15 protein-coding genes are annotated in these 14,875 nt (G+C 69.1%); 3 read left to right on the forward strand and 12 right to left on the reverse strand.

The genetic code is table 11. The annotated features are described in order from the left end of the window. Positions 1-614 (forward strand): serine/threonine-protein kinase (locus tag QK444_RS18010; protein WP_282781798.1); only part of this gene is annotated, 614 nt, incomplete at its 5' end. Here QK444_RS18010 and QK444_RS18015 read toward each other — a convergent pair. The 5 genes from QK444_RS18015 to QK444_RS18035 all read right to left on the reverse strand — a co-directional run bounded on the left by QK444_RS18015 (position 592) and on the right by QK444_RS18035 (position 5,823). Further along, the gene (locus tag QK444_RS18015) at positions 592-1,389 is read right to left on the reverse strand and encodes a biotin--[acetyl-CoA-carboxylase] ligase (protein WP_282781800.1); all 798 of its coding nucleotides are present in this window, start codon (positions 1,387-1,389) and stop codon (positions 592-594) included. The genes QK444_RS18010 and QK444_RS18015 overlap by 23 nt on opposite strands. A 656-nt stretch (positions 1,390-2,045) precedes the next feature. Further along, positions 2,046-2,402 carry a hypothetical protein gene (locus QK444_RS18020; protein ID WP_195145233.1) on the reverse strand — a complete coding sequence of 119 codons (357 nt, stop codon included), beginning with the start codon at positions 2,400-2,402 and terminating at the stop codon, positions 2,046-2,048. Positions 2,403-2,417: 15 nt separating this feature from the next. Continuing rightward, positions 2,418-2,810 carry a DUF1707 domain-containing protein gene (locus QK444_RS18025; protein WP_282781803.1) on the reverse strand — a complete coding sequence of 131 codons (393 nt, stop codon included), beginning with the start codon at positions 2,808-2,810 and terminating at the stop codon, positions 2,418-2,420. Positions 2,811-2,988: 178 nt separating this feature from the next. After that, positions 2,989-4,791 (reverse strand): acetyl/propionyl/methylcrotonyl-CoA carboxylase subunit alpha, encoded by a 1,803-nt coding sequence (locus QK444_RS18030; protein ID WP_282781804.1) that lies wholly within the window; start codon positions 4,789-4,791, stop codon positions 2,989-2,991. A gap of 135 nt (positions 4,792-4,926) precedes the next feature. Beyond that, positions 4,927-5,823 (reverse strand): sulfurtransferase, encoded by an 897-nt coding sequence (locus tag QK444_RS18035; RefSeq protein ID WP_029925670.1) that lies wholly within the window; start codon positions 5,821-5,823, stop codon positions 4,927-4,929. A gap of 166 nt (positions 5,824-5,989) precedes the next feature. Between QK444_RS18035 and QK444_RS18040 the strand changes: the two genes are divergently transcribed. After that, the gene (locus tag QK444_RS18040) at positions 5,990-6,823 is read left to right on the forward strand and encodes a transcriptional regulator (protein ID WP_282781807.1); all 834 of its coding nucleotides are present in this window, start codon (positions 5,990-5,992) and stop codon (positions 6,821-6,823) included. Here QK444_RS18040 and QK444_RS18045 read toward each other — a convergent pair. The 5 genes from QK444_RS18045 to QK444_RS18065 all read right to left on the reverse strand — a co-directional run bounded on the left by QK444_RS18045 (position 6,731) and on the right by QK444_RS18065 (position 11,823). Then, entirely contained in the window at positions 6,731-7,387 is a 657-nt protein-coding gene (locus tag QK444_RS18045) for a Maf family nucleotide pyrophosphatase (RefSeq protein WP_282781809.1), read from the reverse strand. The genes QK444_RS18040 and QK444_RS18045 overlap by 93 nt on opposite strands. A 144-nt stretch (positions 7,388-7,531) precedes the next feature. Beyond that, a complete protein-coding gene (locus tag QK444_RS18050) occupies positions 7,532-7,846 on the reverse strand; it encodes an acyl-CoA carboxylase subunit epsilon (protein WP_228813762.1) in 315 nt (104 codons plus the stop codon). Between the two features lie 215 nt (positions 7,847-8,061). Continuing rightward, positions 8,062-9,702 carry an acyl-CoA carboxylase subunit beta gene (locus QK444_RS18055; RefSeq protein WP_282781811.1) on the reverse strand — a complete coding sequence of 547 codons (1,641 nt, stop codon included), beginning with the start codon at positions 9,700-9,702 and terminating at the stop codon, positions 8,062-8,064. A 262-nt stretch (positions 9,703-9,964) separates the two neighbouring features. Continuing rightward, positions 9,965-11,305, reverse strand: coding sequence for an L-lysine 6-transaminase (gene lat, locus QK444_RS18060; protein WP_282781813.1), 1,341 nt, complete (start codon positions 11,303-11,305; stop codon positions 9,965-9,967). A gap of 65 nt (positions 11,306-11,370) precedes the next feature. Next, positions 11,371-11,823, reverse strand: a complete 453-nt coding sequence (locus tag QK444_RS18065) for an Lrp/AsnC family transcriptional regulator (RefSeq protein WP_029925658.1) — start codon at positions 11,821-11,823, stop codon at positions 11,371-11,373. A gap of 55 nt (positions 11,824-11,878) precedes the next feature. On the opposite strand from QK444_RS18065, the gene QK444_RS18070 reads away from it, so the two are divergent. Then, a complete protein-coding gene (locus tag QK444_RS18070) occupies positions 11,879-13,408 on the forward strand; it encodes an aldehyde dehydrogenase family protein (protein ID WP_282781815.1) in 1,530 nt (509 codons plus the stop codon). A gap of 19 nt (positions 13,409-13,427) precedes the next feature. On the opposite strand, the gene QK444_RS18075 is transcribed toward QK444_RS18070, so the two are convergent. Together QK444_RS18075 and QK444_RS18080 are read right to left on the reverse strand one after the other, a co-directional pair. Further along, positions 13,428-14,279, reverse strand: a complete 852-nt coding sequence (locus QK444_RS18075) for an SDR family oxidoreductase (RefSeq protein ID WP_282781817.1) — start codon at positions 14,277-14,279, stop codon at positions 13,428-13,430. Between the two features lie 121 nt (positions 14,280-14,400). After that, the coding region (locus QK444_RS18080; protein ID WP_282781819.1) for a patatin-like phospholipase family protein at positions 14,401-14,875 on the reverse strand (475 nt) is incomplete at its 5' end.

Here is a 14,875-nt window from a genome sequence, read left to right on the forward strand (position 1 = left end):
TCGACGGGGTCGATCTCGAGGCGCTGCTGGAATGGGAGGGTCCGCGCCCGCCCGCGTCGGCCGTGACGCTCATCGCGCAGGTGGCGACGGCACTCGACGAGGCGCACGCGGCCGGGGTGATCCACCGGGATGTCAAGCCCGCCAACATCATGGTGGCGCTCGACGACATCGCCTACCTCATCGACTTCGGCACCGCCCAGCAGGACGGGCAGACCCCGGTGACGCTCTCCGGCATGGTGGTCGGCACCCCCGCCTACATGGCCCCGGAACGGTTCACCGGCACCGCTTCCGCACGCTCCGACATCTACTCGCTGGCCTGCGTGCTCTACGAATGCCTCACGGGCGAAAGACCTTTCCGAGACCGCAACCCGGCCCGCCTCATGTACGCCCACGTCAATGCCGACCGCCCCCGCGCCTCGGCGATCCGCCCGGAGCTACCGGGAGCGCTGGACGCCGTCATCTCCCGCGGCATGGCCCGCGACCCAGCCGAACGCCATTCCAGCGCAGGAGAATTCGCGGCCGCCGCACACTCGGCCCTCGTAACCCCCGACCCCGGTGCCCCGACTCTGATCGGACGGGTCAGGAGGTTGCTCAGGCTGGGCGCAGGTGGGTGACGTCGCCCGCGGTGACGGCTTGGTCGCCGATGCGCAGGCGGCCGTGGTCGTCGATGTCGGTGGCGATGCCGGTGAGCGCCTGGCCGTTGGGGAGTTCGGCGCGGACCTCGGCGCCCAGGGTGGCGCAGCGTTCGCGATAGGCGGCGGCAAGGTCGGTGACCGACCAGTTCGCGGCGCGCCAGGCGGTGAGGCGGCGGGCGAATTCGCGGAGGATGGCCAGGGCCAGATCGGTGCGGTCGGTGTCGGCGGCGCCCAGCAGGGCGAGCGAGGTGGCATGCGGGACCGGGAGTTCGGCCTCGGTGAGGCTCACGTTCAGGCCGATGCCCATCACCACGGCGGGATCGGGTGCGCCGGCCGCGACCTCCGCCAGTATCCCGGACAGCTTGCGCCCGTCGACCAGCACATCGTTCGGCCACTTCAGCGCGGCGTCGACGCCCGCGACCGCACGCACGGCGTCCACCACCGCCACCCCCGTCAGCAGCGGCAGCCACCCGAGCACCTCCGGATCGATCCCCGGCAGCCGCACCAGGATCGACATGGCGATCTGCGCCCGCGCCGGACTCTCCCACGCCCGCTCGTGCCGCCCCCGCCCCCGCTCCTGCGCCTCGGCGAGCAACACCACCCGATCCACCCCCGGATCCGCCGCCCGCGCGACCAGATCCGCATTGGTCGATCCGGTCGACTCCACCACCTCGATCCCGGTGAAGAACCCCAACTCCGCCGCCCCGGCGATCTCCCGCCGCAGCCGCTCCACATCCACAGGTGCCCGTTCCATGCCGGGCACGCTACTCCCCCACCCCCGCCACGTGATCCGGCCGCACTCCGTGCGAGTCCCTCCCCGGCATCACCGGACGCGCTGGGTCGATGCCACGCATCACTTCCTCACCAACCCGCTCAGCCGCTCCGGCTCGGCAACGCACGCCCGAGAACCACGCGCTCGCCGCATCTGGTCGCCGGGGCGAATCGCGGGCCGAGAACCGGCGACGCATCGACGGCCACAGCCCCCGCAGTCCGAGTCGCGCACGCGGAGGCCGCCTTGGCTACGGCGCGCGGGGATTCACCGGCGGTCGCGAGCGCGGCGGTAGCCGAGCGCACATCGGCTCGCCGCTCGACGCCATCGGCCGGAGATCCGACCGCGGGTTCGGTCCGCTGTGGTTCGGTCCGCTGCGGTTCGGTCCAGGGTTGTGGTTCGGTGACGGTCGGTTTCGGCGTGCGGGTCCGCCAGGTTGTCCAGCTCGCCGCGGCCGCGTGTTCGGCGTGGTGTTCGCTCCAGGCCCACATGTGCGTCTCCGCTCGGCTCGGTATCGGGTGGTGCTCCGAGAGTCCCACCGCGACCCGGGTGAGCACGAGCGATTATTTCCGCCCAGACGGACGAATGCGCAGGTGACGCAGGGTTTTTCGACGTTCAGGAAATGTCCGGACCGGACGGGGTCAGCGGTCGACGGGGACGTCGCGGGGTTCGAGGCCCAGCGCGCCCTGGACGAAACGCCGCACCGCCGTGCGGCCGTCGGCGAGAGCGGTGTCGTAGCCGTCGCGGGCCCAGCCGGAGATGACGGCGGTGCCGTCGCCCTCGGGCGTAGCGCCGATCTCCGCGACCATCTCGGCGGTGGTGGGCACGCACACCGCCCAGGAGAAGTGCGTCTCGTCATCCCATTCCAGTGCCCGCCGCACCACATAGTCGGGATCGGTGATGCCGCCGTCGGCCAGCGCGGGCCGGTCGTCGATGCGCTCATCGGCGCGCAGGGCGCGCAGATACCATCCGCCCGCGTTGATCTCGATGGGTTCCATACAGCCTTCCCGTTGTCAGTGCCAGCGGCCGTGCCCGTACCGATGCCCGCGCCGATCCCCGAACAGCAGCGCACCCGCCAGCGGAATGGCGAGGAAGAACCACCACTGCTGGGTCACGAGAAACAGGATCAACGCGAGAATGGTGACCACCGGCATCGCCCGCTGGGCCACCCCCGCGGGCAACCGGAATCCGCGTTCGGCCGGTACCTGCTTCTCCAGCGACACCGGCGCGGGCAGGTCCGTGAACACCTGCTCGAGATCGCCCCGCGTCACCGCGGCCGCCACGATCGCACTGCGCTCGTCGAATTCGGCCACGCTCAACCGCCCGGCGGCGAAGTGATCCGACAGCCGCCGCATGGCTTCCTCGCGTTCGGCGGTGCCGATGCGAATGTCGGGTGGTTCAGCCATATACCGACCTTAGCGCGCGCCGACCGGTCGAACGTCCGCCGCCGGATGTAGATTCGCGGCCGCCGCGGCACGTACGCGACCGTACCCGGCCGCCGCGCCCGCGACAGCGCGAACGGGCCGCGCACACTGGCGCGACCCGTTCGAGAAGCACTGCCGGACTACGGGATCCGGCGCGAACTCACTTGATCTCGGCGAGTACGGTGCCCTGGGTGATGGCCGCACCGGCCTCCACCGTCAGCCCGGTGATGACACCGGCCTTGTGCGCGGTCACCGGGTTCTCCATCTTCATGGCCTCGAGCACCACCACCAGGTCACCGGCCTCGACCGACTGACCCTCCTCGACGGCGACCTTGACCACGGTGCCCTGCATGGGTGCGGTCACGGCGTCACCGGAGGCGGCGCCGCCACCGGCCCCGCCGCGCTTGCGCGGCTTCGGCTTCTTGCGGATGACGCCCGCGCCGTTGCCGCCGCCACCGGTCGCGGCCGCGCCGACGGTGAACTGTCCGGGCAGCGACACCTCCAGGCGACGGCCGCCGACCTCGACGACCACCTTCTGGCGGGGCTCCTCGTCGTCCGCCTCGATGGGCTGGCCGCCGGTGTAGGGCTCGATGGGGTTGTCCCAGTCGTTCTCGATCCACTTGGTGTAGACGTCGAACGTGGTGCCGTCGCCGATGAAGGCGGGGTTCTCCACGATGTGGCGGTGGAAGGGGATGACGGTGGCCAGGCCCTCGACCTGATACTCGGCCAGGGCGCGGCGGGCGCGCTGCAATGCCTGCTCGCGGTTCTCGCCGGTGACGATGAGCTTGGCGAGCATGGAGTCGAACTGGCCGCCGATGACGCTGCCCTCGACCACGCCGGAATCCACGCGCACGCCGGGGCCGGTCGGCTCCTTGTACACGGTGACCGGGCCGGGGGCGGGCAGGAAGTTGCGGCCCGCGTCCTCACCGTTGATGCGGAATTCGAAGGAGTGCCCGCGCGGCGTCGGATCCTCGGTGATGCTCAGTTCGTGGCCCTCGGCGATGCGGAACTGCTGGCGCACCAGGTCGATGCCGGCGGTCTCCTCGGTGACCGGGTGCTCGACCTGGAGGCGGGTGTTCACCTCGAGGAAGGACACGGTCTCGCCCTGCACCAGGTACTCCACGGTGCCGGCGCCGTAGTATCCGGCCTCGCGGCAGATCCGCTTGGCGGATTCGTGGATCTTGGCGCGCACCTCGTCGGAGAGGAACGGGGCGGGGGCCTCCTCGACCAGCTTCTGGAAGCGACGCTGCAGCGAGCAGTCGCGGGTGCCGGCGACCACCACATTGCCGTGCTTGTCGGCGATGACCTGGGCCTCGACGTGGCGGGCCTTGTCCAGGTACTGCTCGACGAAGCATTCGCCGCGACCGAAGGCGGCGGTGGCCTCGCGCACGGCGGAGTCGAACAGCTCCGGAATCTCCTCGATGGTGTGCGCGACCTTCATGCCGCGACCGCCACCACCGAAGGCGGCCTTGATGGCCACCGGAACGCCGTACTGCTCGGCGAATGCGACGACTTCCTGCGCGTCCTTGACGGGGTCCTTGGTGCCCGCGGCCATGGGGGCCTGCGCGCGCTCGGCGATGTGGCGAGCGGTGACCTTGTCGCCCAGATCGCGAATGGACTGCGGGGAGGGTCCGATCCAGATGAGGCCCGCGTCGAGCACGGCCTGCGCGAAATCGGCGTTCTCCGACAGGAAGCCGTAGCCGGGGTGGATCGCGTCGGCGCCGGACTTGGCGGCGGCATCGAGGATCTTGTCGAACACCAGGTACGACTCGGCCGAGGTCTGACCACCCAGAGCGAACGCCTCGTCGGCGAGCTGCACGAACGGCGCGTCGGCGTCCGGTTCGGCGTACACGGCGACGCTGGCGATCCCGGCGTCCTTGGCAGCCCGGATCACGCGCACGGCGATCTCGCCTCGATTGGCTACGAGGACCTTGGTGATCTGCGCGTTGGCATGGTTGGGCACTGAGCCTCCTGTGCTCTCAAAGCTTTCGTCTTGGGCAGTGTAGGCAGTCTGCCAACAACCACCGAGTCGGGATAGGGCTACCGAGGAGTAGGCCCGAAGAGTGACCGATGCGACACTCTACAACGCCCGTGGGCGCTACCTGCGCGCGGCGATCTCGGGTGCGGTACCCGGCTCGGCTCCCATGACGATCGGCATTCCGACCGCATTACCCCATTCGGTCCAGGAGCCGTCATAGTTACGCACCCCCTCGATGCCGAGCAGGAAGGTGAGCACGAACCAGGTGTGCGCGGACCGCTCGCCCACCCGACCGTAGACGATCGGCGCCGCGCCGACCGCACCGTAGACGACGTCGAGTTCGGCGCGCGGCCGGAAGCGCGAATCGGGGCCGACGGCGGTCATCCACGGAATGTTCACCGCCGTGGGGATGTGTCCGCCGCGCAGTGCGCGTTCCAGTTCGTGATCGGTGAGCAGGGTGTGTTCGCCCGTGTACTCCGCCAGCGGCCGCACATCCACCAGCGATCCGCCGAGGCCGTCCACCACGTCCTCGCGGAACGCCCGCGCCGTGCGGTCGTCCCGGTCCACCTTCGGGTAGTCGCCCGCTCCGGCGAAGGGCACCTCGAAGGTGGTGTCGCGAGCCTCGGAGATCCACGCGTCGCGACCGCCGTCGAGCAGTCGCACATCCTGATGCCCGTACAGGTGCATGGTCCAGACCGTGGCGGCGGCGGTGCCGTTGCCCTTGTCCCCGTAGACGACCACGGTGTCGTCGCGTTCGATGCCCTTGATGCGCATGAGTTCGGCGAACCGTTCCGCGTTCACGACATCGCGGGTGAGCGGGTCGATGAGCTCGGTTCGCCAATCGATCTTGATGGCTCCGGGGACGTGACCGATGTCGTAGAGGAGAATGTCCTCATTGGTCTCGATGATCTTGAGTCCCGGCGCGCCGATGTTTGCCGACAGCCATTCTGTGGTTACTAGTCGGTGAGGATATGCGTAGGTGCCGAACGAGGGATTCGGGTCCGGGGCGACGGGCAAGGTGTCGGTCCTTCACGCTCGGTGGGTAGGTTGTGACGGTTGAAGATCTCTGCACCGATCGTAAGCGGGTGGCGGTAACGAAACTCGTTTCAGATCACGAATCAGATGATTGAACGAATAAAGCGCAGCTTCATCCGATAAAGTCTCCTGGGAGGAGGGGTGAGCTATGTCCGATTCTTGGCCACGACGGCGTCTGCTCGCGATCCTACGTGGCGCCAGCGAGCCTCTCGACGCACAGGAACTCGCCCGGGTCACCGGCCAGCATGTGACTACGGTTCGTTTCCATCTGGACGTGCTCACCCGCGAATCGCTCGTACGCCAATTCCAGCAGCCGCCGCGCGGTCGCGGACGCCCGCGCATCGGCTACACCGCCGTACAGCGATCGGTGGGTTATCAGGAGCTCGCGCAGGTGCTGGCCGACCAGCTGGGCACCGACCCGCGGCGACGCTCCGATGCCGCCGTGGCGGCGGGCCGGGTATGGGGCGCGAAGATGGAATCGGTCGACCAGCCCGTCGAAACGCTGGACGACGCCAAGGACCTGACCATCACCCTGGCCTCCGAACTCGGCTTCGCACCGGAACGCGATCCGGCCAGCGAGACCGACGAACAGGCCCTGGTCCGGCTCACCGCCTGCCCGCTGCGCGAACTCGCGCGTACGCATTCGGAAGTGGTGTGCGGCGTGCACCTGGGCCTCATGCGTGAAGTGCTGGACCGCAACGGAGCCCGCGATCACGTGCAGGTTCGGCTGCATCCGTTCGTGGAGCCGGAACTCTGCGTGGCACGTCTGGAGCTGCTGAAACCCCCTGCGGGCGAACCGGTCCCGGCCACCGCCGCGGAGGAGCCGCCGACCGAGGCCGACGAGGTGGAACCGCGCCTGGCAACGGCCACCAGCCGGGTGGCGCCACAGTTACGCAGTGTCGATCCCCAGCTCCGCGGCACCGACCCACAGCTCCGCAATTCCGACGCCCACCTCGGCAAGCAGTCGACGAACCAGCGGTAGCCCGATACCGATGACGCTGGACGGATCGCCCTCGATCCGCTCCACGAACCAGCCGCCCCGGCCGTCCAGGGTGAACGCCCCGGCCACCTGCAACGGCTCGCCCGACGCCAGGTACGCCTCCAGCGCCTCGGGTTCGGGTTTGGCGAAATGCACTGTGGTACCGCTGCAATCGGCGGCATCGGCGACGATCTCCCCGTCGCGCAGTCGCAGTACGCAGTGTCCGGTGAGCAGATCCGCGGCGCGCCCGGCCATCTCGGCCCAGCGCGCCCGCGCCACCTCGACGGTCAACGGTTTGCCCTGTAGCTCACCGTCGATCAGCAGCATCGAATCGCAGCCCACCACAACGGAATCGGCGAAGTCGACGGGATCGAGAGTGGCGGCGACGGCGCGCGCCTTGGCTCGCGCCAGCTCCACGACCACTCGTTCCGGGGTGGCGCTGGTGGGCAGTGCGGCGGCGACCGCGTCCTCGTCGACATTCGACACCCGGACCACGGGCTCGATACCCGCGTTGCGCAGTACGCCGAGCCGGGCCGGGGACGCGGAGGCCAGTACGAATACGGTCACGGCGCTCAGTATTCCATCACGCTCGCCGCTCCTCGGGCGCGGGCGAGTCGCGCGACGCCCCCGGGCGGAGGTTGAACCGCGCGTGGTCACGGCGGATGCCGTCACACCCGATCGGTCGACCTCCCGCGCAGGTGCGACAGCCGACTAGTCGCGCAGATGCGACAGGGCCGGGAACGCGTAGGGCGAGAATGGCGAAGTGCCGCGGTGCAGCAAGGTCGGGCGGCCCCACATATCGGCCGGGCCGGTGGCGGCGGGAGCGGCGGCGGCATTGGCCGCTGCCGCGGTGAGCACGGCCACCAGGGCGGCCAGCTCGTCGTCGGTCGGATTGCCCTTCAGCACCTGCACCACCGGGCCCGCGTGGGCCGGTTCGGCCGCGGCGACGGGCGCGTCGACCACCTCGACGAACTCGTCGACCGCCAGATCCAGTTCGGCGGCGCGCAAAACCTCTTCATCTGCCATGGTCGTCACAGCGCCAGTCCTCCTGTCCGTTCACCGCTCGTGGCGGTTGGTTCGCGTCCGGATCGGTTCCGGTCCGCAAACGGTATTCGTTGGTTCCCTCGACGGCGAGGGTTTGGCCATAACCATTTTCACTCGGATGGGGCGATGGTGCGCGGTATGGAATTGCACGTCCGTACCCAACTCAGTGTGCGCCCCATACCGCGCTTATCGCCGCATCAGAGCGGAATGTTGCCGTGCTTCTTCGGCGGCAGCGTCACCATCTTGCGCTCGAGCAGGCGCAGGGCGGAGACGATCTGACCGCGGGTGTGCGAGGGCGGGATAACCGCGTCCACATAGCCGCGCTCGGCCGCCACATAGGGGTTGACCAGGGTGTCTTCGTACTCGTTCTGCAATTCCAGGCGCAGCGCGTCGACATCGTCGCCCTCGGCGGCGGCCTGCTGCAACTGCTTGCGGTAGACGAAGCCGACCGCGCCCGACGCGCCCATGACGGCGATCTGCGCCGTCGGCCACGCCAGATTCACATCGGCTCCCATGTGCTTGGAGCCCATGACGTCGTAGGCGCCACCGTATGCCTTGCGGGTGATAATTGTGATCTTACCCACAGTGGCCTCGCCGTAGGCGTAGAGCAGTTTGGCGCCCCGGCGGATGATGCCGTTGAACTCCTGCCCGGTGCCCGGCAGGAAGCCCGGCACGTCCACCAGGGTGATGATCGGAATGTTGAAGGCGTCGCAGGTGCGCACGAAGCGCGCGGCCTTCTCCGAGGCGTCGATGTCCAGGCAGCCCGCGAACTGGGTGGGCTGGTTGGCCACGATGCCGATGCTGCGGCCGTCGATGCGGGCGAAGCCGACGATGATGTTCATCGCGCGCTCGGCCTGCACCTCCAGGAACTCGTCGTCGTCGACCAGGCAGCGAATGACCTCGTGCATGTCATAGGGCTGGTTCGGCGAGTCCGGGATGATGGTGTCGAGCTCGAGGTCCTCCTCGGTGAGGGAATCCTCGATCGCGCCCTCGATCGGGTCCGACGCCGGGAAGCGCGGGGCCTCGGCCCGGTTGTTGCTCGGCAGGTAGGACAGCAGGTCCTTGACGTAGTCGAGGGCGTCCTGCTCGCCGGAGGCGACGTAGTGGGCGACACCGGACTTGACCATGTGGGTGTGGGCGCCGCCCAGCTCCTCCATGGTGACCTCTTCACCGGTGACGGTCTTGATGACGTCCGGGCCGGTCACGAACATCTGCGAGGTCTGGTCGACCATGACGACGAAGTCGGTCAGCGCGGGCGAGTACACGTGCCCACCGGCGGCCGGACCCATGATGAGCGAGATCTGCGGGATCACGCCGGACGCCTGGATATTGCGGTGGAAGATCTCGCCGTAGAGGCCCAGGGAGACGACGCCCTCCTGGATGCGCGCGCCCGCGCCCTCGTTGATGCCGACGAGCGGGCGACCGGTCTTGAGCGCCAGATCCATGACCTTGACGATCTTCTCGCCGTACACCTCGCCGAGGGAGCCGCCGAACACGGTGACGTCCTGGGAGAAGATGCAGACATCGCGACCGTCGACGGTGCCGTAGCCGGTGACCACGCCGTCGCCGAGGGGACGGTTGTTCTCCAGGCCGAAGTTGACGCTGCGGTGCCGGGCCAGCGCGTCGAGTTCGACGAACGAGCCCTCGTCCAGCAGGGCGAGAATGCGCTCGCGCGCGGTCATCTTGCCCTTGGCGTGCACCTTGTCGACCACGGCCTCACCCATGGGGTGCTTGGCTTCCTCGAGGCGACCGCGCAGGTCAGCCAGCTTGCCGGCGGTGGTGTGGATATCTGGGGCGCCCGCCGACCCCGGCGAAGGCTGCTGCTGGACACTCGTCATGGCCGCGAGTGTAACCAGTACCAGGCCCCCTTTGTAATCCGCCGGGTGCTACTGACCGGTATCGCTATTGGCTACCCGCCAGTAGAAAATGGCTGGTCGGAACGGGTGAATTGCCTGCTGGTCACCGATTCTCGACGGCCGCGAACCCAACTGTTCCGCGCGCGGAACAGTTGCCGGATTCGGTGTCGAATAGGGGTTTCCGCGCGCGGCGGAACAGGCCGGTGCGACATGCGGTCGACACCGGCCTGTTCAGGATCGAGCGTTAGCGGGTCAGTACGCGATCCAGGGCGTCCACGGCCTCGTCGAGTTCGGCGACGGTGACGGTGAGCGGCGGCCGGAACCGGATGCCACGCTCGCCGGTGCCGAGGATCAGCACCCGCTCCTCCTCCCGCAGGCGCGTCAGCACCTCGTCGCGCAGTGCCGCCGACTCCAGGGTGACGGCGCACATGAGACCGCGCCCGCGCGGATCGCTCACCGCGGCGTGATCGACCGCCAGGGTCGTCAGCCGCTCCAGCAGATGCCCGCCCAGTCCCTTTGCGGCCGTGACCAACTCGTCCCGGTCGATGACCTCGAGAATCCGCCGCGAGCGCACCATGTCGGTGAGGTTGCCGCCCCAGGTGGAGTTGAGCCGCGAGCTCACCCGGAAGACATTGTCGGGCACGTCGTCCACCCGGCCGCCCGCCATGATCCCGCACACCTGGGTCTTCTTGCCGAAGGCCACCACGTCCGGTTCCAGCCCGAGCTGCTGGTAGGCCCACATGCTGCCGGTCATACCGACGCCGGTCTGCACCTCGTCGAGGATGAACAGCGCGTCGTTGTCGTGGCACAGATCCTGCATGGTGCGCAGGAATTCCGGCCGCATATGCCGGTCACCGCCCTCGCCCTGCACGGGTTCGGCGATGAAGCAGGCGATATCGTGCGGATGCGCGGTGAAGGCGCGGATGGCCTGGTCCAGCGCGCGACGCTCGGCGGCCTCCAGATCGCGCCCGGGGGCCTGGTACGGGGTGTCGATGCGCGGCCAGTCGAACTTTGGGAACCGCGCCGTCTTCACCGGATCGGTGTTGGTGAGCGACATCGTGTAGCCGGTGCGCCCGTGGAAGGCTCCGGTCAGATGCAGCACCTTGGTGCCGAGTTCGGCTGGGCGACCGTGCATTTCGTTGTGGCGGCTCTTCCAGTCGAAGGCCGTCTTGAGGGCGTTCTCCACCGCCAGGCCGCCACCGTCGATGAAGAACAGGTGCGGCAGCCGGGGATCGCCGAGCACCCGCCTGAAAGTCTCCACGAAGCGGGCCATTTCGACGGTGTAGATATCGGAGTTGCTGGGCTTGTTGATCGCCGCGTCCGACAGGCTCGCGCGGAAGGCGCGGTCGTCGGCCAGCGCGGGGTGGTTCATCCCCAGCGCGTTGGAGGCGAAGAACCCGAACATGTCGAGGTAGACGTCACCGGTGCGGGCGTCGACCAAACGGAGACCGCGGGATTTCCGCAGGTCCAGGACTATGTCGAAACCGTCCGCGAGGATGGACGCGGAGAGGATTTCGTGCACCCGGGCGGGGGTGACCAGTGTCGTTTCGGCAACCGCCCCGAGCCGATCGAATTCGAGGGTCACGCCACCCACTGTAAAGGAAAATTAACGGCGAGACCCGTAAACAACGAAATAATTACGATCCAAGGCTACTTGTCATAGAATGTCTGCAGAATGATGGTGCTTCGTGTCCTGACGTTCGCGGTCGCGCGGATCTCTTGCAGCAGTTGCTCCAGGTGCCGGGGGGACGCCACCCGGACCAGCAGCATGTAGCTCTCCTCGCCGGCCACCGAATGACATGCCTCGATTCCGGGTACATGTTGCAGGAGAGCGGGCGCGTCATCGGGTTGCGACGGGTCGAGAGGAGTGATCGCGACGAATGCCGACAGCATCTGGCCCAACGCCTCTGGATCCACATTCGCCGTGTAGCCGCGAATCACGCCACGCGCCTCCAACCGCCGTACCCGCGACTGCACGGCGGAAACCGACAGGTTCGCCTTCTCGGCAAGGTTGGACAGGGTGGCGCGACCGTCGGCAATCAGTTCGCGTATCAGCAGTCGATCGATATCGTCGAGTACGGGTTTCGCCGGTGTATCCGCCATCAGCGAAGACTAACGCGGCGAACCGAACTCGGTGGTGGGAACCCAGGAGGTGCAGATGACCCAGGCATTGACCGAGCGCAACACTCGCGAGCTGAGGAACCGCGCCGAGGCGCTGTTGCAGCGGCTCGGCGTGGCCATGCCGGAGCCGGGTCCGCTACCGGCCCGCACTCCCATCACCGGCGGCGACTTGGCCAGCCTGCGACCGAGTTCCCGCGCGGAGGTGGACGCGGCCGTCGAGCGGGCGGCGGCGGCCTTCCGGGACTGGCGCACGGTGCCCGCACCGGTGCGCGCGGCCGTGGTGCGGCGGCTGGCCGCCCTGCTCGCCGAGCATCAGGAGGAACTCGGCGAACTGGTGACGCTGGAGGCGGGCAAGATCCCGGCCGAGGCGCGCGGCGAAGTGCAGGAGATGATCGACATCTGCGAATTCGCCATCGGCCAGTCGCGCCAGCTGTACGGGCGCACCATGCCGTCGGAACGCCCGGGGCACCGGCTGATGGAGACCTGGCATCCGCTCGGGGTGGTCGGGGTGATCTCGGCGTTCAACTTCCCCGTGGCCGTGTGGGCCTGGAATACCGCGCTGGCGCTGGTGTGCGGTGACACCGTGGTGTGGAAGCCGTCGGAGACCACGCCGCTCACGGCGCTGGCCTGCCACACCCTGCTGCGCCGCGCGGCGGTCGAGGCGGGTGCGGATCCCGAAGTGCACCAACTGATTCAGGGCTCGGCCGAAGTGGGCGAGCAGCTGGTCGACGACTCCCGGGTCGCCCTGGTGAGCGCCACCGGATCGGTGCGCATGGGCCGCACGGTGGCCCCGCGGGTGGCGGCTCGGTTCGGCCGCTGCCTGCTGGAACTGGGCGGCAACAACGCCGCGGTGGTGACGCCGTCGGCGGATCTGGATCTGGCCGCGCGGGCCATCGTGTTCGCCGCCGCCGGAACCGCCGGGCAGCGCTGCACCACCCTGCGGCGGCTCATCGTGCACGCCGACGTGATCGGGCCGCTGCTGGATCGGGTGGCGGCCGCGTACCGGCAACTGCGCGTGGGCAATCCGCTCGACGAAGGGGTGCTGGTGGGTCCGCTCATCAACAGCGCGGGCTACCTCGGCATGCAGACGGCGCTGCAACGCGCGCTCGAGGACGGCGGTGAGCTGATCTGCGGCGGTGAGCGAGTGGAGGGGTTCGGCGAGGACGCCTTCTACGTGCGGCCCGCACTGGTGCGCATGCCCGCCCAGACCGCGGTGGTGCGCGAGGAGACCTTCGCACCCATCCTCTACGCGCTCACCTACCACGACCTGGACGCCGCCATCGAGCTGCACAACGGTGTGCCGCAGGGCCTTTCGTCCGCGATCTTCACCCGCGACCAGCGCGAGGCGGAACGCTTCCTGGCCGCCGACGGCTCCGACTGCGGTATCGCCAACGTCAATATCGGCACCTCGGGTGCGGAGATCGGCGGCGCGTTCGGTGGCGAGAAGGAGACCGGCGGCGGTCGCGAATCCGGCTCCGACTCGTGGAAGGCGTACATGCGCCGGGCCACCAATACCGTCAACTACTCGACCGAACTACCGCTGGCACAGGGCATCCGCTTCGAGTAGTCGCCTACCGTACGAGGGGTCACCCCTCCTCGTCGGTGGTGATGGCGCGGATCTGCGCCTCGTAGCGCTCGCGGGTGGCGGTGTCGGCGGGATGCAGGGCGCGGTCGCCACCGAACAGGCGGCGGACCAGGCGGACCGCCGGTTCGGGGGCGGCGGCCAGGGCCACGTCCACCGGTCCGAGGTAGTTGGGGACGGCCACCTCCGCCTTGCGGGTGCGGACGGTCTGGACGACGGCGGCGGCCACATCCTCCGGGTCGACGGTCGGAAGGCCGTGTCCCAGCGTCAATCCCGAGGACAGGCGGGTGCGGACGGCGGAAGGCAGGACGCAGCTGACGCTCACGCCGTGCTCGGCGAACTCCAGCCGGGTGGCGGCGGAGAGGCCGACGGCGGCGAACTTGCTGGCGTTGTAGACGGCCAGGCCGGGCAGCGGGATCTTGCCCGCCAGCGAGGCGACGTTCACGATGTGGCCGACGCCGCGGTCGATCATGCCGGGCGCGACGGCGCGCATACCGTGGATGAGTCCCCAGACGTTCACGTCCATGGTGGTGCGGCCCACCGCGTCCGGCTCGTCGAGGAAGGCCCCGGCCGGCATGACACCGGCATTGTTCACCAGGATGTCGACGCGGCCGAATTCGGCGACCACCCGGTCCCACTGCGCGCGGTAGCGCACATCGAGTTCGAATGCCTTGCCCCCCAGGGCCGCCGCGGCGGCTTCGGCGGCGGCGCTGTCCACATCGGCGATGGCGACCTGTGCCCCCTTGCCTGCGAACAGTTCGGCCGTGCACCGCCCGATCCCCCGCCCGGCCCCGGTGACCAGGACCCGCGCGCCGGTCGGATCGATTGCGGGATAGCCGTTTCCGAAGATGCTCACGCTGTTTCCTTCCTCGCCTGATCGGACCGATCCTCAGCCTGCCCGCCTCCCGATGCCGCCTTCGACCGGCATCCTGGCGGCTGGCCCGCTCCGATCCCGTGCCGCCGCCGTACCTGACCGCTCACGCGAATTCCCCTCGCTCCATTGCCTTACGGGTGCTGACCAGGCTGTGCTCGAAGGTCTCTCGGCGGCGGCGGCCGTCCATGAAGTTCGGCCCCATCACCGCCAGGTCCTCGGCGTCCGCCCCGAGGCACAGCACCTTGGTGCCGGTGGCGCGCACGCGTGCGATCTCCTCGTCGAGCCGCGCGCTCATCCGCTGGCGCAGTTGGCGTTCGAGGAGGTGTCCGGGACCGGTGGCGGGCACCGGGGTGGCGGAGGCCATGGGGGTGAGCACCACGATCTCGTCGAGGTGATCGGGGATGAGCAGGTCCACCGAGGCGGTGGAGGCCGCGCCGCCGTCGATGAAGCGGCGTCCGGCGATGGGCACCGGCGGGAACCAGCCCGGCACCGCCCACGAGGCCCGCAGGGCCGCACCGAGATTCGCCTCCGGCGCGTCGGGCGCGCCGAAGGCGACCCGTTCCCCGGTGGCGTAGTCC

The organism is Nocardia sp. CC201C (assembly GCF_030010695.1).
In the GTDB taxonomy this organism is placed as follows: domain Bacteria; phylum Actinomycetota; class Actinomycetes; order Mycobacteriales; family Mycobacteriaceae; genus Nocardia; species Nocardia otitidiscaviarum.

Excerpts from the sequence above, each read along its gene's own strand:
- QK444_RS18015 (WP_282781800.1), bottom strand. The coding sequence starts at position 1,389 with ATGGAACGGGCACCTGTGGATGTGGAGCGGCTGCGGCGGGAGATCGCC.
- QK444_RS18020 (WP_195145233.1), bottom strand. The coding sequence starts at position 2,402 with ATGGAACCCATCGAGATCAACGCGGGCGGATGGTATCTGCGCGCCCTG.
- QK444_RS18025 (WP_282781803.1), bottom strand. The coding sequence starts at position 2,810 with ATGGCTGAACCACCCGACATTCGCATCGGCACCGCCGAACGCGAGGAA.
- QK444_RS18040 (WP_282781807.1), top strand. The coding sequence starts at position 5,990 with ATGTCCGATTCTTGGCCACGACGGCGTCTGCTCGCGATCCTACGTGGC.
- QK444_RS18050 (WP_228813762.1), bottom strand. The coding sequence starts at position 7,846 with ATGGCAGATGAAGAGGTTTTGCGCGCCGCCGAACTGGATCTGGCGGTC.
- QK444_RS18055 (WP_282781811.1), bottom strand. The coding sequence starts at position 9,702 with ATGACGAGTGTCCAGCAGCAGCCTTCGCCGGGGTCGGCGGGCGCCCCA.
- QK444_RS18065 (WP_029925658.1), bottom strand. The coding sequence starts at position 11,823 with ATGGCGGATACACCGGCGAAACCCGTACTCGACGATATCGATCGACTG.
- QK444_RS18070 (WP_282781815.1), top strand. The coding sequence starts at position 11,879 with ATGACCCAGGCATTGACCGAGCGCAACACTCGCGAGCTGAGGAACCGC.